The organism is Chitinophaga sp. (assembly GCF_017745275.1).
Taxonomy (GTDB): domain Bacteria; phylum Bacteroidota; class Bacteroidia; order Chitinophagales; family Chitinophagaceae; genus Chitinophaga.
Genome location: NZ_JAGHZS010000001.1, coordinates 1,254,883 through 1,275,585 on the forward strand (window position 1 = coordinate 1,254,883; position 20,703 = coordinate 1,275,585).

Genomic DNA, 20,703 nt, shown 5'->3' on the forward strand with positions numbered 1-20,703 from the left:
ATGGGCATTCTATGCGTATTCATTAACATCACTTTACATTTTATGCATTTTAAAAGCAAACTACGCCGGGAAAAAACCGGACTACTTACCTGCCTTTTTTTATTGCTGTTTGGACAGGTTGCCTTGTCGCAGGAAAAACTGGCTGAGCTCACAGGTACTGTTATGAGTGAAAAAGGTGAAACACTGCCAGGCGTAAGTGTTACCGCCACTGATCAACATACCCATCAGCATTTTTCCACCGTTACAGACGGATCAGGTATTTTCATCTTCAAAAAATTAATACCCGGTAATAAATATGATCTGAATTTTACTTTCATGGGCTATCTGCCCGGCAACTATAAAGGCTTTGAAGTAAGCACGGCTACCAACAACCTGCTCATGCGCCTACAGGAAGATACCAAAGCGCTTAGCGAAGTAGTAGTCACCGCACTGGGTGTTAAAAAAGAAATCAAAAAAATCGGTTACGCCGTACAGGAAGTAAAAGGTGCTGACCTGGTAAAAGCCCGGGATGCCAATCCTGTTACCGGCTTAACCGGTAAAGTAGCCGGCCTCTCCGTAGCCGCCAACGCGGAAATGCTTGGTACTCCCTCCCTCGTGATGAGAGGTAACCAGATCACCCTGTTCGTAGTAGATGGTGTGCCCATCAGCTCCGATACCTGGAACATCAGCCCGGATGATATTGAAAGCTATAGCGTTCTGAAAGGACCTGCTGCCGCAGCTTTGTACGGTAGCCGCGCACAATATGGCGCCATCCTCATTACCACTAAAAAAGCCGGTAACAAAAAAGGCATGAGCGTGGAATTAAATTCAACCAACTCTGTGGATAAAGGCTTTATTGCAATGCCACACACCCAGCACGAATATGGAGGTGGTATGTATGGCCAGTATGCCTATGCAGATGGATTTGGCAGTGGCGTTCAGGATGCCCAGTACCAGCTCTGGGGGCCTAAGTTCCGTGGACAGCTGCTTCCCCAATACGATGGAGAATACGATCCTAACCAAACCTACACCACCATCTTCGGGGATCGGATATACAATGGACATATCAAGCCAACACCTTACGTAAACCGTGGTTATGTAAACGGTAAAAGCAACCTGGAAAGATTCCTGAAACCTGGCTTCCAGTCCACCAACAACCTTGCTTTATCCGCCACCGGCGATAAATATGCCCTGCGCTTTTCCGTATCACAATCGCACCAAACCGGCATTGTGCCTAACACCGGCGTAGATGTAGCCAACTTCAATACCACCGCTACCTACAAAATCACACCACGCCTGACGTTCAACTCTGATGTGAACTTCAGCAGAACCTATACGCCTAATATTCCTGACGTGACCTACGGTCCGAACAGCCTTATTTATAACCTTTCCGTATGGACCGGCGACGAGTGGAACGTGGATGCACCGGACATCCGCGGCAAATGGCAAGCAGGCCAGAAAGATGTAAAAATTGTATTCCCGGAACACGTACACTACAACAACCCCTGGATGATGGTGGAAGACTGGCTCAGAGGACATTACAAAACAGATATCAATGGCTATTTATCCCTGAACTATAAACTCAACGATCACCTCGATGTTACCGGACGTACACAGGTGAGTACATATAGCCTGTTCCGTTCTGAAAAAATGCCATGGGGCGCGTATACCTACGCCAGAACACTGGGCCAGGGCGACTATCGCGAAGATCGCCGCAATATGTTCGAGAACAATACCGATGTACAGTTAAACTATAATTACAAGGTGAACCGCCTGATCAACGTTTCAGGCCTGGCAGGCGCCAGTTTAAGGTCGTTTACCTATAACTCCAATTTCACCTCTACCGACTACCTGGTAGTACCAACAGTATATAATTTCAGTAACTCCCTCAATACCCTGATGACGAACAACTTTAGTTCCGACATGCGGGTACTGAGCGCCTATGCTTCTATGGATGCGTCTTTCGGGAGATATGCCACGCTGTCAGCTACCGGCAGAGTAGATAAGTCATCGGCCTTGCCTAAAGGAAGTAATGTGTACTTCTATCCAAGCGTATCACTGGCGTCTGTGATCTCCGATTATGTAAACCTGCCATCAGTGATCTCCTTCCTGAAAGTACGTGGTTCCTTTGCTACCGTGCACGGAGATGCTACTGCTACGTACATCGGTGCTACCCCTTACAACGTATGGAGCCAACTGAATGGTTCTACTGCCAATAGCTTAAACACCAACTTTTCCCAATATGGTAATAACTATTTAAGTCCTTATGGCGGTCCGGATTATTCCCTGCAGTCGGCTTTCTCTACGGCTAAAAAATATAACAACGTTACCGCCGCATTTTCTACCAACAGCATCTTCGATCCCAATATCAAAACATTTAACCGGGTGAACTTTGAAGAAGGGTTTGATGTAAAAGTGCTGAAAAACAGGCTGGGATTGAGTGCTACCGCTTTCCAATATATTGATGGACCACAGATCTTGCCAAACCCGATTTCACCATCTACAGGATATACTACCTACTACATCAATGCCCTGAAAACAAAGAAAACAGGATATGAGCTGTCGCTGACCGGTACTGCTATAAAAGCAAAAGATTTCAGTTGGGATGTACTGGTGAACTGGTCTACTTTCAAAGAAGTATATAACGAATTACCTCCCGGACAAACCAACTATAACACCTACTTCCAGAAAGGCGACAGAACCGATAAATTATATTCTACCGGTTTCGTAAAAACCCAGGATGGAAAGATTGTGTATGATGCCGGTGGTAAGCCCTTGAAAAATCCTTATCCACAATTCCTGGGATACATGAATGCGGACTACATGTGGTCTTTCAGTAATAATTTCCGTTATAAAGATTTCAATTTCAGCTTCCAGTTTGATGGTAGTGTGGGTGGTGTGATCAGCAACCGTCTTTATTCCCTCACTATGCAGGGTGGTGCTAATATCGCCACCGTAGAAGGTGCCATCGGTAAGTCACGATTGGATGATGATGCCAATGCAGGCGTAGCATCTTATAAAGGTACTTATATTGGCGATGGCGTACAGGTATCTAACGGCGTACCTATTAAGTACGACAACTATGGTAACATCACCAACTACAAAGACCTGCAATTTGCCCCCAACCAATCTACCAGTACCGTACAAAGCTGGGCTACCCAATACTACGGACAAATACAGGAAGGGATGCTCACCAGCAAAACCTACGCAAAACTGAGAGAAGTAGTGATTGGCTACAATCTGCCACAGCAATGGTTAAGCCGCACTTTCATCAGTCGCGCAACTTTATCGCTGGTAGGCAGAAACCTGCTGTACTTCTATAAAGACAACAAATACAAGGGGATCGATGTGGAACAGTATAATACCGCTACCGCTTCTTCTGGTTTGCAAACGCCTACCACCCGCAGATTCGGCTTTAACGTTAATGTCTTATTCTAAACCATGCATCATTTTATGAAATCAGTATTTAAAAATATATTCATTGCCGGTACCGCATTACTGCTTACCGGAAGCTGTAAAAAAAGCTTTGATGAGCTTTATGTGAATAAAAACAAACCGCTGTCTGTGCCAGCCTCCCTGCTGTTTAACGGTATCCTCAGCAGTATGATAGATGCACCAGGTGGGCAAATGGACAGAACTAACCAGTTTCAGCTACAGAACAATTCTTATTTCGGGAATAACCAATACCTGTTTGGCGCCGGCGACAATCTCTATGCTACGTTAACCAACGTCATCAACATGGAAAGCCAGGCGAAAGTATTTGGCGCCAGGGATCAGAATCCTTATCGCGCCATGGGCAAGTTCTTCCGGGCTTATTTGTTTTCGAGAATGAGCCTCCAGATGGGCGATATCCCCATGTCAGAAGCACTGAACGGATTGAATAACCTGAAGCCAAAATACGATCCGCAGAAGCTGGTGTTTAAGCAAGCGTTGGCCTGGCTGGATAGCGCCAACACCGACCTCGCGCAGTTAATCAGCAATAACGACCAATCCTTATCCGGTGATATGTACTTCTCCAATAACCTGAAAAGCTGGCAAAAGGTAGTGAATACTTTTCGTCTGCGGTTGTTGATACATCTCAGCAAGAAAGCGGCAGGTGAAGCTGATCTCAATATACCCGGACAATTTGCCGATATTGTGAATAATCCAGCAAAGTATCCTATCATGGAAAGTCCGGCAGACAACCTGCAGTATATCTGGCTCAACCCTACCAATAAATATCCCATGAACCGGGAAACATTTGCAGATGGTGCGTTGAACAATATTTCTGCTACCTACGTGAGCTTATTAACCACGCTGAAGGATCCCCGCGTATTTATTACTGCAGATCCGGCGCCGGGTATTGTAGCCGCAGGTACCAACCCGGGCACATTTGCAGCCTTCCAGGGCGGTGATCCGGGCCTGGACATGGGCGTACTGGCCAGCCAGAATGGTGGTGGTAACTTAAGTTATATAAACAGGTACCGTTACTTCCTTGGCTACACCGGTGAGCCAACACCCATCATCGGCTATACCGAAATGTGCTTTAATATTGCAGAAGCTATCAACAGGGGCTGGTTAGCCGCAGGCCCTAAAGGCAATGCAGAAGCCTATTACAATGCAGGTATCAAAGCGTCGCTGGCTTTCTACAACATTCCGCTAAAAGGCACTATCACAGCCTATTCCCTGCCCTCTGGTGCCAAGTTAACGGATCCTAATCCATTTGTGGCCACACCGGTAAGTGTGGATTACGATACTTACTATGCACAGTCGACGGTGAAATATGCTGGCAACAACGCGACGGGTCTTACCCAGATCCTGCAACAGAAATACCTGGCGTTCTTCCTGAACAGCGGGTTAGAGCCTTATTACAACTGGCGTCGTACAGGCGTTCCCGTATTTACCACAGGGGTAGGTACCGGCAACAACGGTAAAATTGCGATCCGGTATAAATACCCTACAGCAGAACAATCTGCCAACACCGCCAACTATAACGCTGCTATTGCCCAATACAACAACGTTGATGATATTAACGGGCAAATGTGGTTATTGAAATAATGTTAAAAACACGTTGATATGAATCGTATAATATTATCTTTCTGTGGTGCGCTACTTTGTGGCAGCGCCTTCGCACAGCAATCTATTGATGTACAGGCCCACCGGGGCGGTATGGCGCTGATGCCGGAAAATACCATTCCTGCTATGCTCAATGCCGTGAAACTGGGCGCCAGAACACTGGAGCTGGATTGCATCATTACGGCTGATAATAAAGTGGCCGTATCTCACGATGCGTATATGTCGGCAGAATTTATGCGTAAACCGGATGGATCCGATATTACCAAAGCAGAAGAGAAAAGCCTGGCGCTGTATAAAATGACCTACGACAGCATCCAAAAATATGATGCAGGCACCAAACCGCATCCCCGCTTTCCACAGCAGGAGAAAATGATGGTGCATAAGCCATTGTTATCTGTGCTGATCGACAGTGTGGAAGCCTATGTAAAAGCACATCACCTGAAGCCGGTGTATTACAATATGGAAACCAAAAGCTCCCCTGATGGCGATGGTACCTATAATCCTGCACCTAAGGAATTTGTAGCCCTCCTGATGCAGGTGATCAAAGAAAAGAAGATTGCCAGCCGGGTAATCATCCAATCTTTTGATGTACGTACCTTACAGGTATTACATCAATCTTTCCCTAAGCAAAAAACAGCTTTACTCATTGGTAATAAAGATAGCTTTAGCACCAACCTGGAAAAGCTGGGATTCACGCCGGATATCTACAGCCCATACTACCTGCTGGTTAACGCCGACCTGGTAAAAGAAGCGCATGCTAAAAAAGTAGCAGTACTGCCATGGACTGTAGATGAAGAAAGTGATTTTAAAAAATTAATAGCAGATGGGGTGGATGGGATTATTACCAATGCACCGGATAAGCTGATCAAAGTAGCAGGTAGCTACCAGCAATAAAAGAAAAAAGGTTGGTCATCTCTCCATGACCAACCTTTTTTCTTTTATAAAAATCAGGCATTCTCCTTAAACTCGTTCAACACCATCTTTATTTGATCCAGGTGTCTTCCATAATATGCTTTCGCCCAAAGATTAGTACCAAGCATTGTTACCAATACCAGGAACAGAAATGTACCTATCAATAGCGCCGCTTTCCACTGGTGGGTTTGAGCCATCTGAAGCAGTTCCCTTGTCCTGGCACCGTATATACTCATTAAATGTAGCCCCTCCCCCATAAAAAATAACGGAATTAACGTATAAGCAAAGGATTTATACATCTCCACGTTCAATTTCCCTTCGTAGTATAACTCGTATAAATGATCCTTCGAACGAAGCAGGTTGGTGTTAAGCTGCTTGTAAAAAATATGAAACCTGGAAAAATAATAAATGGTAATAATAACTGCCACAAAATAGATGATAAAAAAAGGCACCACCGCCAACTGTCCAATGTAACCGAACGTCGGCAAAAATCCTATCAGCACCATTGTAATCAACTGTATATAAAACTCCAGCCGCATATTCTTACGAATCTTCTCTATGGGTAGTGACAACGTTTTCAACTGATCCACACTATTGGGGACCACTGCACCTTCTCCCTCATCATTATTCCACATAGATTTTATATCATCAAAATTCATAGCCTTGTTGTTTAATAAGTTCTTTTAATTTGTCTTTGGCCCTGCTGAGCTTTATTCTTGCATTCCCTTCCGATATTCCCAGGTTGTCACCTATTTCTTTATGAGAATAATTTTCGAGATGCAGGAATACCAATGCTTTTTCCAATCTTTCCAATTTTTGTACGGCCTTGTAGAAATGTGCCAGTTGCAGTTCTTTGGTAGCAGTTGCACTTTCTTCCATCGCTATATCTTCCGGCATCATATCCGTAACCGGCATTTTCTTTTTTTCTTTTTTGAAGAATACGAGGGCGGTATTCAGTGCCACCCGGTACATCCAGGTAGAGAAGCGGCTTTGTTGCTGGAAGGAATCAAAGGATTTCCACAATTGATAAATGATCTCCTGTGTTAAGTCCTGCTGATCATCTTCGGTATCCATGTACATTTTGGAAATTTTATGGATGATCCCTTTGTGGGTGGCTATCAAATCCAGAAATTCCTTTTCCTTGCTTTTCAAAACAGCGGGCTTTAGTTCATAACAGGCTTAACAGTATATCCTTTTGCCTTTAACAATGCAATCACTCCACCTGGACCTGGGAGGTGGCCCGCACCTACTGCAAAGAAGCAGCTTTCTTTCTGCATCATGCCCGGCATCTTCTCTGCCCAGGCGCTGTTTCTCACCAGCAGCATGTATTTCATGGTATTTTCATCCATTAATTCAGGTGAGGTCATTAAGGTATATAAGCCGTTAATATCTTCTGCTTTGTATAGGTTGGCCAGTTTGACAGATCCTGCTACAGCACTATCAAAGTCTTTTACCTGTGCTACAATCTGTGAGTCGGTATAGGCTTTATTCAGGAGTCGCATTTGTGCTATCACGTCTTCCATGTAGTCTCTATGCATATTACGTTCTGTTGCCATCTTATTTAACGCCATTTCATAGGATTTCGGCGTAGCGCAGGGAAAGGTCTTAACTGCCACCAGCGACATTACCATGGAGAGTTTAAAATTGTCGAATGTTTTTAGCGGCATGCCACATTTGAGCTGCAAAACAGAGTCTACTGCAGCATAATCGGCAGTGGCCAGTTTTTTACTCAATGGTACATCCGATGCCATTTCTGTCCTTATCTGGCTTACGAGCGCCGGATTAAATACATCTGCTTCCAATACTAATGCCGCGCTGCTATTAAATGCTTTTGTCACCTTATCAGTGATCTTAAAATCGTTTTCACAAATCATGTGAATAGTGCCATATAGATAAGATGGCTGCTTGAGGCCATTGCCACTCACTTCCCACAGGAGCGAATTTTCTAATGAAGATGTTTGAGCCTCTGCACTACTTACAGATAAACAAGCGAGGATGACAACGGAAACGATATTACGAAGGGTCTTTTTCATATGCTTTGAAGTTTCTTTTCATCATTAGTAGGTGATGAAATCTTTTCGTTACAGATTTTCGCTACTTTTTTTTAAAAATTCCCCAAACCAGCCGCAGATAAGGAAAAGGCCCCGATAATGCGGAGCCTTTCTATATTTAAAAATATCGTTTTTTATTCAAAAGGCAATTCTGCCCGTTTGTTAACAATATGATTCAGCCCGTTGTGAATCATTTTCTCCAGCAAAACATATCCTGCATTACGTTCAATATGGGCAAACTCCCGCTCCAGTTTGGTAATAGGAGTCAACCAGTAGAGATTGACTTTATCGCCGTATACCTCCGGCAGCGATACTGCAGGACCATTATATAACGCAGTAGACACTACTACGCTCTCATAAGGTTTGGGCAACTCGTCTGAGCTAATAGTATGCCCTTCTCCCAGCCAGGTGACCTGTTTCCAGGGGCGGTCTGCCAGACCAGACATCAGGCCGGCCATTGCCATAATTTCCTTATCGGTATAATCGGCTTTGCTGATAGCCATCGCCAGTTCCATACGGCGAAAACCGGGTGAACGGTCATTATATAACAGTTCTACCCAGGGCATAGGTCGTATACTCACGCCCATGGTACACAGGTATACCACTTCATCCTTTTCAAATTTACCCAATGCCATAGGCGGCCATTGCCCGCCATCTATAGCGTAATATTGCACCATAGGACCATATGCCGCCTCATAAGCCTTTATATACTGATCTTGTAAGATGCTCCATGCCTGGGAAGTTTCATCGGACCATTCCTGCCAGAAAGCCATTGCCTGATCTACCTTATCATACATCACATTAACACCCCGTTTACCCAGTGGCATCTGCCGGTCACTATCATCTGCACCGATACAGTCAGCTGCATAGGCTACCGCGTATTCTTTATTATATAAACTCCATCCTGGAATTACACCAAGGATTTCGCCGTCATATAATACTGCCGCCCCATCTCCTTCTTCCATCCATACAATACTAATCCGCTCTTTTTCCAGGGGCTCCTTACCCTGAGGGTGATTACAATATTCGGCCTGCAACATAGGTGCCATGCCTTCCTTCATGGCGTCTGTATCTCTTTTTTCCGGGGCGGCTTTCAGGTTACGTAACCAGCAGGGACGCGGATCATATTTAGATTGTAATAATTCTGATGGATACAGGTAGAAGTAAGCTACCCTGTCGTCCTGCTCTACCACGGCATATAACGTTCCTCGGTTATTAGGCTGTTCTATCAACATTACCGGTTCTGACATAACTACATTTTTAATATTACCCAAAAGTAATGCATTCAAACAGGACTATAAATCCTGATTTATTTGCTGTATTTTGTTGAGTATACAATTATTTTATGATGAGAAATTCCACTTTGTTATTGGCACTGCTACTGCTATGCGCTGTTAACTTGTCGGCGAAAGAGCGACAATTTTACCAGATTAAAATTTATCACCTGAAAACAGCCGCCCAGGAAACGCTGGTAGACAACTACCTTGAAAAGGCCTGGCTGCCCGCTTTACACCGGGCGGGCATCAAACAGGTCGGCGTATTTAAGCCTGTGGTAACGGATACCGCAGATATCCGGATCTATGTATTGATTCCTTATCAATCGCTGGAACAATTTGCAACGCTCCATCAAACATTACTAACTGATAAAACGCTGGCCGCTAACGGTGCCGAATATACGGATGCACCATGGAACAATATTCCGTATACCCGTATCGAATCCATCCTGCTACAGGCATTTCCCGGTATGCCTGTATTGGAAGCTCCTTCGCTGCAATCACCCAAAAGCGAAAGGGTATATGAGCTACGCAGCTATGAAAGTCCTTCTGAAAAATACCATGTGAATAAAGTAAAGATGTTTAATACCGGTGATGAAATTGGCATTTTCAAAAATCTGCACTTTAATGCCGTATTCTATGCATCGGTGATATCCGGTCCACGCATGCCCAACCTAATGTATATGACCACCTTCAATAATAAGGAAGACCGCGACGCCCACTGGAAAGCCTTTGGCGCCGACCCAAAGTGGAAAAGCCTGTCGGCCCTGGAAGAATACGCCCATAACGTTTCCAAATCAGAGATCACTTTCCTGAGACCCACCAACTATTCAGATCTGTAAATATCTTTGGCTGCTACCCTGTTGCGGGTAGTAGCCAACACCTGCCCTGTTAATCACGAAGTATTAATGTGGAATTTCCTGAAAATGCCTTAATTTAAGGCTCACTATACCCTCCGACAGGATAAGAAATGAGCCACCACACATTTTGCCTCCTGTTTCCAAAACTTCATTTTTAAAATTTCAAAAACTGACTTCCCATGGCAGATGAAATTCAACACAAGGTTCAGACAGCACTCGGCGACGTAGCTGCAAGACAATTGGCCATCGCCACCCGTACAGTGCCGCAGATGTCCACCATCACCCCACGCTGGCTTACGCGGCTAATGAGCTGGATACCGGTAGAATCGGGCGTATACCGGCTCAACAAAGTAAAAGATGAAAGCAATGTGGCCGTAGATTGTTCCGGCAGGGATGAGCGGGAATTGCCACAAACCTATGTAGATTACATCGATAATCCCCGGGAGTATAACCTGAGTGCGGTGAACACCGTACTGGATGTGCATACCCGCGTATCAGACCTCTACAGCAAGCCTTACAACCAGATCAGCGAACAGCTGCGACTGATCATAGAAACGATCAAAGAAAGGCAGGAAAGCGAATTAATTAACAACAAAGAGTACGGATTGCTGCACAGCGTAGTACCTGCCCAACGCATTAAAACCCGCACCGGCGCGCCTACCCCCGACGACCTGGACGAACTGATCACCAAAGTATGGAAGGAGCCCGGCTTCTTTTTACTGCATCCCCTTACCATTGCTGCCTTTGGCCGGGAATGTACCCGCCGGGGCGTACCACCGCCTACCGTTTCTTTATTCGGCTCTCAATTCATTACCTGGCGCGGCATCCCACTGATCCCGTCAGATAAATTGCCAATAGAAAACGGTAAATCAAAAATCATCTTATTACGTACCGGCGAAGCCAGGCAAGGCGTTGTTGGGCTCTACCAGCCTAACCTGCCCGGAGAACAATCTCCCGGACTATCGGTGCGCTTCATGGGTATCAACCACCAGGCCATTGCTTCTTACCTGGTTTCCCTTTACTGCTCACTGGCAGTGTTGGTGGATGATGCTATTGCAGTATTAGATGATGTTGAAATAGGCAAATACCATGAATACAAATAATTTTCATAGCGATGGACTCCCGGATATTGCCGCCCTGGAAAAGCTGGCCAACCAGCTATTTTCTTCGCTGCAATCCGGTAACGAGCCCCTGTCGCCGGCATACGCCACTGCTGCTCCCGACCCGCTGCTGCAACAAGGCAGCGTAAGCGATGTAACGCAGGCACCAACCAGCTTACCGGATCCTCATTTTTCCGGTAATGGCGGTATCCCCGCCTCTGTAGCGGGTAGTGGCATTTCCCCTTCCGCCGTGCAACAACAACCCGCTGCATACGACTCCCCTTTTGAAAAGGAGTTGCAGCGCGCCCTGCAAAGTATTCCGGTGTCAACGTATACGGCACAACTGCCGTCAACAACGCCCTCGTATTATTTTCTGCCAGCGCAAACCGCCGGGATTACCGGTGTTATACCGCCCTCGCTCGACATCAATCGCGTACGGGCCGACTTCCCCATTCTGCAGGAACACGTAAACGGACGCCGCTTGATATGGCTGGATAACGCCGCCACCACACAAAAACCCAGGTCTGTTATTGATCGCATCAGCAGTTTTTACGAGCACGAAAATTCCAACATCCACCGGGCAGCACACGAGCTGGCAGCGAGAGCCACGGATGCCTACGAAGGCGCCCGTGAAAAAGTAAGGGCCTTTCTCAACGCTGCTTCCGTGAATGAAATCATTTTTGTTCGCGGCGCCACAGAAGCCATTAATCTTGTAGCCAAAAGCTGGGGCGAACAATTCCTGCAGGCAGGCGATGAAATTATTCTCAGCCACCTCGAACACCACGCCAATATTGTACCCTGGCAGCAGTTGGCCAACAAAAAAGGCCTGCTGATTAAAGTGATCCCGGTAGATGACGACGGGCAGGTGATATTGGCAGAATACCAAAAGCTGCTCACTACTAAAACAAAGCTGGTGTCGTTTACACAGGTATCCAATGCGCTTGGTACCGTAACACCGGCGCAACAGATCGTAGACCTCGCCCACCAGGCCGGCGCCAAAGTATTGGTAGATGGTGCGCAGGCAGTATCTCATATGCGTGCGGATGTACAGCGGCTTAACTGCGACTGGTACGTATTCTCCGGGCATAAGGTATTTGGCCCCACCGGTATCGGCGTGTTATATGGCAAAGAAGCATTGCTTAATGAAACAGCCCCCTGGCAAGGCGGCGGCAATATGATTAAAGACGTTACGTTTGAGCATACCCAGTATCATGCAGCTCCCGGCCGCTTTGAAGCCGGTACCGGCAACATCGCTGATGCCGTAGGACTGGGTGCTGCTATCGACTACGTAAATCATATAGGCATTGATGTTATATATCAATATGAACATTACCTGCTCACATATGCTACGCAATTATTAAAAGATGTACCCGGGCTGCGCTTAATAGGAACAGCACCAGACAAAACCAGTGTTCTTTCTTTTGTATTCAAAGACTTCACCACCGAACAGGTAGGTGCGGCGCTGAATGAGGAAGGCATTGCGGTACGGTCCGGACACCATTGTGCGCAACCCATTCTACGCAGGTTTGGAGTAGAAAGTACCGTGAGGCCATCACTGGCTTTTTATAATACCTGCGCTGATATTGACACCCTCGTAAATACTTTATTGCGCTTACGCAGGAGCCGGATTTAAATATTTTAGTAAGATGATGGAATGGTAAATTGCCTGATTTACTGCGGACATCTTGTCGTTTCATCATCTTACAAAAAATATTTTTCAGGCACAGCCAGTTAAAAAACCACAGACTAAAATCCTACACAACCCAATACCACAAAGGATTACACACTACACGTCCAACCGTATCAAAAAACGCAATCTCTTCAAATGCAGTGCTGTGCGGGTAAAAAAGTACATTTAAATTTTGCAGTTTGAATTAATTACCTACATTTGCACTCCACATTGCGAGGTAGAGCAGAGGTAGCTCGTCGGGCTCATAACCCGAAGGTCAGTGGTTCGAATCCGCTCCTCGCTACAAGAAAAAGCTTTTAAGTAGATTACTTAAAAGCTTTTTTATTTTATGCAATGCGATAATTATCGAATAGAACTATCTCTAAACCTACAATACTATTTACTTACAAGCCCAAAGAGGTTCTTTCTCCCATTCATCAGGAAAGCCCATTTGAGAAATTTTTACCCCTGAAAATCTGCCAACTATCTTCCTAAGCATTTCATTAAAATCTGTTTCAGGGTAAGCTGTAAACAACAAGTATCTAACCACACAAATCTGGTAATAAAGTTGCTTGCTTAGTAATCCGCCTGGTGCTGCAAGTGGCTGGATCCATGGATATGCAGGCCTTCCCATAGTCTTCGGAGTAGATGTAAACCTACGATAACACAGTCGCGAATGATGTGCGCAATAGTTTCTCAACACTGCTACCACTTGTAAAAAACTTTCTATCCATTCAGCACCACCTTTAAATCCAAAAATGTTTGCAATCCTTTTCCGCTCAGGAACATTGTTATCTATATTACTGTAAATCTTAGACAAAGTGCCAAAAGATACTACCTGCATAGCTTTCCAGGCGGGTGGCACTTCTTCACTACCATAGTTACGTTCGTGATGCCCTATGAAATCCTCTTTAGCATGGCCAAACTCCTGCATTACTACTCCCAGGTTTTCCTCATAATTTTTATCATTGAAAGAAAGATTTCTATTGGCATACCAACTAGCACCATAGGCCTGGCACATCTCATTTATCAAAACAGATCTGAAAGAAACTTCAATCCTTTCTATCGCATCAAATAGGATAAGCCGGAGTTTCCGATCAAAATTGTATAGCTCAATTATCTGCTCAAACTTAGTGTTATCACAAAAGATATGGTTTACCTTATCTTCCTGGTAATGCAACCAGTATCCGGTTAAGCGATAATAACCAATATGATTCAGGTAGTATTTTGCTTTTGGAATATCATCAATGACTAATTTCCGGGTTGTTAACAATGTAATTTGCTCTTCTATAGAGGTAGAAGGCTTAGTATATGGTGTCATAAAGATAATGGCAAAAAAAAGACCCGCCTGGGTGCGCTGATCTAAAGGGAAGCGTGGCGAGTTCTGTTATTACAAATATAAGATATCTTTTAAAAAATAACAGATCAGCCAATTCTTTTTTGCATGTTTTTTTATTAAAAATTCATGCAAAAAAGATCTTAAACATCCATGCTGCTCTCTTTTATCTAAAATAAATAGTATTATTACAGCAGGCCTTCAATATGCTGATAGCAATTTTGTTAGCCATTAACCTAATCCCATTATTAAAATTTAATTCATTCAATGAAACAAAAACCTTCCACGGCATTTATTGCCGCCTCCTGGGTAGCAGTTTTTGCAGGTGTACTGGGCTTCGTCATTGGTCTCTGGAATGCCAACACTATGCAACTAAACGAAAAAGGTTACTACTTCACGGTATTAATGTATGGCCTCTTCTCTGCAGTATCTGTGCAAAAATGTGTACGCGACAGACTCGAAGGCATCCCTGTTACCGACATTTACTATTCCCTTGCCTGGGTATCTATGTTGCTTACTATCGTATTGCTGACAGTAGGTTTATGGAATGCTACACTGGCACCCAGTGAAAAAGGGTTCTACGCGTTTGCATTTTTACTCAGTGTTTTTGGCGCTATTGCCGTACAAAAAAATACCCGCGATAGTCAGGCTGCAAAAGACGATGCGCCTGTTGTTAAAGAAAATGCTTCTACCAACTTTTAACTGGTTGCAACCGCGTCCAACAACGACGCGGTTGTTTTTTGCCCCTGCGCTTTTTCCGGAATACATAAATACTTTTCCTGATTCGCCTTACTCCTCCATCTCACTCCCGCTAATTTTGTACCTCAACTAAATCGTATCCGTTACAAACTTTTTTATTGACGTCGGTTATGCCCGATTATTTCCGGATGGATGGACGTATCTCCCGGCAAAATGGCCAATACTCCCTGGCGCTAAATATCAACAACCTGCTGAATGCTTATTTATATTCCGGCGCGCTTTACGATACTTACTACTATTGGCAGGCAGAACCGGGCCGCATATCTGCCGGTATTAAATTCTAATCTATCCTTTAATTCCCTTCGCTAACACCTGGCATAAAGTCTCCTTCCTACCGGTTGGGAGGCTTTATGCTATTTAATACTGAAGATGATCACGAGATGGAATCATTCCCAAATGATGTGTTGCCGCTTGCCTGTCCTATTATTACGTTTTTGTCACGATGAAAAAAAATGTTAAAAATGATTTCATTTAATACAAATAAGTATTACTTTTATTCCCGAAGCAGAGAAAAAGTGTCTACGTTTATCGAAACTTGTTATTAATAATCAGATTCTCCGGAATCTTTTTTTGGAAACCGTTGCTAAATCGATTTTTGTAAGATGAATCCTATCATCCATAAAAAGTCGGGTAGGGAAAAAACCTGCGTATATGAAAGAAATTATTAAGCTAAATCTTATTGTTCCGGGCATATTCCGGTGATGTTTTTTGTTGAAACTTGTTATTCTAATTGTTAGCTAAATCGATATTCTACTGAGTAAACAGTACTGTAAGTATCGGGTATTTTGCTTATGCTACATTATTAGGGAAACCATTGCCAAACCTGACCGGAAGCCAGGTGTCCTCTCCGCAGGGAGATATTTTTCTATTTCTAAAACCATTTAAATCGTATCTGAATTTTAAACGAAATAGCCTGTGGCTGTATTGCTAAATCGATTTTATAAATACTTACACCACAACGCTTTCTTATTTAACCACTATCAATAAATGTATATGCACAAACGATCCACGTTTTGGGCTCAGGTAAGTATTGCCAGTACTTTCCTGCTGCTTATCTCGCTATTCGCCTTTTCACAAGGCAAAACAATTTCCGGCAAGGTGACGGATGCCAATGATCACACACCGATACCAGGCGTATCTGTACAGATCAAAAATACCAGCACCGGTACCATCACCAAATCAGACGGCTCCTTCAGCCTGCAGGCACCGGCAAATGCCACACTGGTATTTTCATTTATCGGATACCAGCAGCAGGAAGTACCCATTGGCAACGGCACACCACTCGATGTAAAAATGACGGCAGGTGTAAAATCCCTGCAAGACATCGTAGTAGTAGGATACGGTACACAAAAAAGAAACGAAGTAACCACCTCCGTAGCTACCGTAAAAGCGGAAAATTTTAACCAGGGCGGCTCGCGCTCTCCCATGGACCTCATCCAGGGTAAAGTAGCCGGCCTCTCCGTTACCAGAACACAAGGTAACAACCCTAACAGCGGCGCCTCTATACAAATCAGGGGCATCAGCTCCCTGTCGGGCGACAAAAACCCGCTCATCGTTATCGATGGTATTCCCGGTGGTAACCTCGACCTGCTGCAACAGGACGACATCGCTACCTTCGATGTATTGAAAGACGGCTCCGCCGCCGCTATTTACGGTACCCGTGGTAACAACGGCGTCATCCTCATCACCACTAAAAAAGGAAAAGCCGGCGAACCGCAATACACCTACTCCACCTACCTGCAACGGGAAGCAGTAGCCAAAAGACCCAGCATACTCAGCGCCGCCGAATATGCCAAAATACCAGGCGCCGACAACAAAGGCGGTGATGTGGATATGTATGATATGCTGCTCGACAAAGACAACCTGAGTCATTATCACAACTTCGCAGCCTCCGGTGGAACGGTCAACAGCAACTACCGCGCATCCCTTTACTATAACGACGCAAACGGCATTGCCAAACAAAACGGACGCAAACAATACGGCGGCCGTGTAAACGTGAACCAAACCGGCTTACAGGGCCTGCTCACCATGCAGTTCAATCTCGCTGCCAACTTCAACAAAGCCAACCTCAACGGCGGCAACAGCGGTGGCGGTGATAACAAAGCCGGTAATGCCGGCGCCGACTTTGAACAAGCTGTGCAACGCAATCCCACCGCTCCCATCTACGGACCAGACGGCAAATTCATTGAAACCAACGGCTACAACAACTACAATCCCCTGGCCCGTCTCCAGCAGGAACTGTATGACAGAGATCAGAAAACATATTCCGGGGACGCACGTATAACGTTAGAGCCTATACGTGATTTGAAGCTGTCGGCTTTCGGCGCCATTGTACGCGATGAGTACAACGACCGCCAGTATAAACTCAAAAGCTCCCGCTCCTCTGTACAGGACTACAAAGGCGGTGGATACGCTTACAAAGCCAACTCCGCAGCCATGGACAAAACCTTTGAAGCCACTGCTGACTATACCCGGACCGTCCATTCCGATCATACCATCAACGTACTCGGCGGTTACAGCTACCAATACAGCACCCTGGAAAAGTACTCGATGGATAATAATGGCTTCCTGACCGATGCTTTCCAGGACTGGAATATCTCCGCCGGTAATGCCTTAAACGATCAAACATTACCACGGCCTAAACAAAGCAGCAATAAGATAGACAACACGCTGATCGCTTTCTTTGGCAGGATCAATTATAACTATAAACAGAAATACATGCTGCAGGCTATCCTGCGCCATGAAGGCTCTTCCCGTTTCGGCGCCAACTACAAATGGGGTAATTTCCCCGCTGTTTCCGGCGGATGGGTGATTTCAAAAGAAGCCTTCATGCAGGACATTACCGTGATCAATAACCTGAAACTACGTGCAGGCTATGGCGTTACCGGTAACCAGGGGATACCCAGCTATCAGTCCATCATCACACTTGGCACTGGTGGTCCTTATATCCAATACGGACAATGGATACAAACCTATGGCCCCAACAAAAATCCTAACCCGGACCTGAGATGGGAAAAGAAAAAAGAGTTTAACATAGGGCTGGATTTCTCCCTGCTGAAAAACAGGTTAGGCGGTTCCATCGACGTATACAGCCGCAAAACAGAAGACCTGCTGTTCAACTACACTGCGCAGCTGCCTTCCAACATCCTGGACAACATCTTTACCAACGTAGGCGCCATCTCCAATAATGGCGTGGAAGTAGTGATCAATGCAGTACCTGTACAAGGGAAAGATTTCACCTGGCGCAGTGACCTCACCTTTAATTCCCAACGGAATAAAATGGTGTCTTTCTCCAACCAGATCTTTAAAACTACCGAACAATACTATGGCGATCTTCCTTCTCCCGGTAACCTGGGATCTGCTATCCGCGTAGTAGAAGGCGGTCCTTTGGGTACCTTCTATGGCTATCGCTATGCAGGACTTACCGAAGATGGTAAATGGCAGTTCTACAAAAAAGATGGCAGCATCGGCACTATTGAAACCATGAACCCGGACGACAAAACCGTTATTGGAAACGGTATTCCTAAATACATGGCTTCCTGGAATAATAGCTTCCGTTATAAAAACTTCGATCTGAGCATTTTCTTCCGGGGCAAATTTGGATTCGATATCCTGAACCTGCAGGATATGTACTTCGGTAACAAAAAATGGACACCGAATAACATGCTCACTTCGGCCATCGGTAAAAATGCCAAACTGAATGCAGATCCACAGTTCTCCGACTACTACCTGGAAAAAGGAAATTTCGTAAAACTGGATAACATCACCCTGGGTTACAACTTCCGGCTTCACACCAAATATATCCGTAACCTGCGGGTATATGCCAGCGGACGTAACATCGCCACCTTCACCAAATACACCGGCCTGGATCCTGAACTGCAGGATACCGCCCTGGATTCCGGTATCGACGGCAGAGGATTTTATCCACGTACCCGCTCTTATACTATTGGCCTGAACCTCGGATTCTAAAAGCAGCAAAATTGTAACGTATGAAAAAAAGTAAAGTATATATCAGCGCAGCCTTGCTGGCCCTCGGTATGAGCGCCTGTACCAAGCTCGATGAAAAACCATATAGCGAAATCATTTCGGACCAGTTTTACAACAACCGCCAGGAAGTAATGTCCGCAGTACTCCGCCCCTTCACACATGCCGGCGCCTGGGCTGCACCTACTGGTCAAACCGGCTACTGGCGCCTGCAGGAACTCTCCGCCGACCAACTGGCATGGCCGCAGAAAGGCCGCCATGGCTACGATGGTGGTAACTGGATACGCCTGCACTACCACACCTGGATTGCCAACGAAGACAATGCCTGGAATCCATGGCGACTCATGTTCTGGGGCATGGGCTTCTGTAATAATACCATCAAAGACCTGACACCACTGGATTTTACTAAGATAGGTATGACGGAAGCAGAAAAAACTACGCTACTCGCAGAAACCAAAGTACTCCGCGCCTGGCATTACCTGAAGCTGATGGACCTCTACGGAAACATTCCCATCGTAACAGAAGTAGCCAATTCCGCTTCTCCTGCTACCAAATCCCGTAAAGAAGTATTTGCGTTCGTGGAAAAAGAAATCAAAGACAACATCGACGGCCTGCAGCCGTTATCACCGGCCATGGTAGGCCGTGCTACCAAAGCAGCCGCTTATGCCATGCTGGTAGAATTATACCTCAATGCACAGGAATGGACCGGTACCCCACGCTGGGACGATTGCATTACGTACTGCAATAAAATTATTGCAGGGGAAGGTGGCTCCCTCAGTGGTACCGTGCCCGCACTGGAACCTGATATTTTCCGCGCATTTGCCAACAACAACAGTACTTCCCCGGAAGACCTGTTCCAGCTTACCTACGATCTGAGAGCCGGTAACTCCCGCTTCGGATGGCAAGGCGATTTCTGGCACTACCGCCAACGCCAGATCTACAACGCAGATGTGGACGGCAACAACAGCATTGTAGTCATTCCTTCTGCCTACGACGCCTTCAAAGACAATGACCTCCGCAAACAAAACTGGATGCTCATCGGGCCACAGAAAAAAGATCCTGCCCTGCGCACCAGCGTGGGTGACAGTCTCGTATTAGGCACTGAAGAATACTCAGATAAACCACTCGTTTTTGTAAAAGAAATCCGTAAAAATGCTGCCGGCGAAACCGGTCCTGGTGGTATGACACAGGGAGAGGAAAACAGTGGCGCACGTTTCGCCAAATACCTGCCCGGCAAACAAAGCGACGCCAACTACTGGGGCAACGATTTTGTGCTATACCGCCTCACCGAAATTTATTTCAACAAGGCCGAAGCCATGATGCGCAAAGCCGGCGGTACTGCTTCCCAGGAAGCAGTAGACCTGATCAATACCTGCAAAAAACGCGCTTTTAAGGCGGAAGATTGGTCTAAGGAAGCTTACACCACCTCTACCCTCACCATGGACGAGTTACTCGCAGAAAGAGGCCGGGAATTCATTTTTGAGGGCAAGCGCCGTACAGATCTGATCCGCTTTGGGAAGTTCACCACCGCTGCCTGGTGGGATCACCAACCATCATCAGATAAATACAAATTGTTCCCGATTCCATTCAAACAAACCAGTATCAATCCTAACCTGGTACAGAATCCAGGCTACTGATAAACGGAAGTGAATAGTTGTGGTAAACGACAAGTATTCAATATGCGGAAAAACAGAAACGCCCCCCGCTAATTGCGGGGGGCGTTC

The 20,703-nt window shown here is 45.6% G+C and carries 15 protein-coding genes and 1 tRNA gene; 11 read left to right on the forward strand and 5 right to left on the reverse strand.

The annotated features are described in order from the left end of the window. Window positions 1-42: 42 nt before the first annotated feature. The 3 genes from J7623_RS05070 to J7623_RS05080 are packed head-to-tail and all read left to right on the forward strand — an operon-like array spanning window position 43 to window position 5,928. Entirely contained in the window at window positions 43-3,417 is a 3,375-nt protein-coding gene (locus J7623_RS05070) for a SusC/RagA family TonB-linked outer membrane protein (protein ID WP_291917913.1), read from the forward strand. 15 nt (window positions 3,418-3,432) lie between these two features. Continuing rightward, on the forward strand, window positions 3,433-5,016 hold the full coding sequence (locus J7623_RS05075; RefSeq protein WP_291917916.1) for a SusD/RagB family nutrient-binding outer membrane lipoprotein: 1,584 nt from the start codon (window positions 3,433-3,435) through the stop codon (window positions 5,014-5,016). Between the two features lie 18 nt (window positions 5,017-5,034). Further along, the gene (locus J7623_RS05080) at window positions 5,035-5,928 is read left to right on the forward strand and encodes a glycerophosphodiester phosphodiesterase family protein (RefSeq protein WP_291917919.1); all 894 of its coding nucleotides are present in this window, start codon (window positions 5,035-5,037) and stop codon (window positions 5,926-5,928) included. 53 nt (window positions 5,929-5,981) lie between these two features. Here the strand turns inward: J7623_RS05080 and J7623_RS05085 are convergent, their stop codons facing one another. From J7623_RS05085 to J7623_RS05100, 4 genes are all read right to left on the reverse strand, one after another. Beyond that, on the reverse strand, window positions 5,982-6,605 hold the full coding sequence (locus J7623_RS05085) for a hypothetical protein (RefSeq protein WP_291917922.1): 624 nt from the start codon (window positions 6,603-6,605) through the stop codon (window positions 5,982-5,984). Next, window positions 6,595-7,098: an RNA polymerase sigma factor gene (locus tag J7623_RS05090; protein ID WP_291917925.1), complete on the reverse strand. Its 504-nt coding sequence runs from the start codon at window positions 7,096-7,098 to the stop codon at window positions 6,595-6,597. Before J7623_RS05090 ends, J7623_RS05085 begins: the two co-directional genes overlap by 11 nt. A gap of 11 nt (window positions 7,099-7,109) precedes the next feature. Beyond that, window positions 7,110-7,979: a TraB/GumN family protein gene (locus J7623_RS05095; protein ID WP_291917928.1), complete on the reverse strand. Its 870-nt coding sequence runs from the start codon at window positions 7,977-7,979 to the stop codon at window positions 7,110-7,112. A gap of 152 nt (window positions 7,980-8,131) precedes the next feature. Further along, window positions 8,132-9,247: a suppressor of fused domain protein gene (locus J7623_RS05100; RefSeq protein WP_291917931.1), complete on the reverse strand. Its 1,116-nt coding sequence runs from the start codon at window positions 9,245-9,247 to the stop codon at window positions 8,132-8,134. Window positions 9,248-9,342: 95 nt separating this feature from the next. Between J7623_RS05100 and J7623_RS05105 the strand changes: the two genes are divergently transcribed. From J7623_RS05105 to J7623_RS05120, 4 genes are all read left to right on the forward strand, one after another. Further along, complete coding sequence (locus J7623_RS05105) at window positions 9,343-10,113, forward strand: NIPSNAP family protein (RefSeq protein WP_291917934.1); 771 nt, start codon at window positions 9,343-9,345, stop codon at window positions 10,111-10,113. Between the two features lie 197 nt (window positions 10,114-10,310). Continuing rightward, a complete protein-coding gene (locus J7623_RS05110) occupies window positions 10,311-11,234 on the forward strand; it encodes a family 2A encapsulin nanocompartment shell protein (RefSeq protein ID WP_291917937.1) in 924 nt (307 codons plus the stop codon). Then, window positions 11,221-12,864 carry a family 2A encapsulin nanocompartment cargo protein cysteine desulfurase gene (locus tag J7623_RS05115; protein ID WP_291917939.1) on the forward strand — a complete coding sequence of 548 codons (1,644 nt, stop codon included), beginning with the start codon at window positions 11,221-11,223 and terminating at the stop codon, window positions 12,862-12,864. Before J7623_RS05110 ends, J7623_RS05115 begins: the two co-directional genes overlap by 14 nt. A gap of 268 nt (window positions 12,865-13,132) precedes the next feature. Next, window positions 13,133-13,204: transfer RNA gene (locus J7623_RS05120), tRNA-Met, on the forward strand. A gap of 96 nt (window positions 13,205-13,300) precedes the next feature. Here J7623_RS05120 and J7623_RS05125 read toward each other — a convergent pair. Then, window positions 13,301-14,221 carry an Abi family protein gene (locus tag J7623_RS05125; protein WP_291917942.1) on the reverse strand — a complete coding sequence of 307 codons (921 nt, stop codon included), beginning with the start codon at window positions 14,219-14,221 and terminating at the stop codon, window positions 13,301-13,303. Between the two features lie 282 nt (window positions 14,222-14,503). Between J7623_RS05125 and yiaA the strand changes: the two genes are divergently transcribed. The 4 genes from yiaA (at window position 14,504) to J7623_RS05145 (ending at window position 20,616) form a co-directional block, all read left to right on the forward strand. Further along, window positions 14,504-14,938: an inner membrane protein YiaA gene (yiaA, locus tag J7623_RS05130; RefSeq protein WP_291917944.1), complete on the forward strand. Its 435-nt coding sequence runs from the start codon at window positions 14,504-14,506 to the stop codon at window positions 14,936-14,938. 167 nt (window positions 14,939-15,105) lie between these two features. Continuing rightward, complete coding sequence (locus tag J7623_RS05135; protein ID WP_291917947.1) at window positions 15,106-15,279, forward strand: hypothetical protein; 174 nt, start codon at window positions 15,106-15,108, stop codon at window positions 15,277-15,279. 709 nt (window positions 15,280-15,988) lie between these two features. After that, window positions 15,989-18,964 (forward strand): TonB-dependent receptor, encoded by a 2,976-nt coding sequence (locus J7623_RS05140; RefSeq protein ID WP_291917950.1) that lies wholly within the window; start codon window positions 15,989-15,991, stop codon window positions 18,962-18,964. A 20-nt stretch (window positions 18,965-18,984) separates the two neighbouring features. Then, entirely contained in the window at window positions 18,985-20,616 is a 1,632-nt protein-coding gene (locus J7623_RS05145; protein WP_291917953.1) for a RagB/SusD family nutrient uptake outer membrane protein, read from the forward strand. Window positions 20,617-20,703 lie beyond the last annotated feature (87 nt).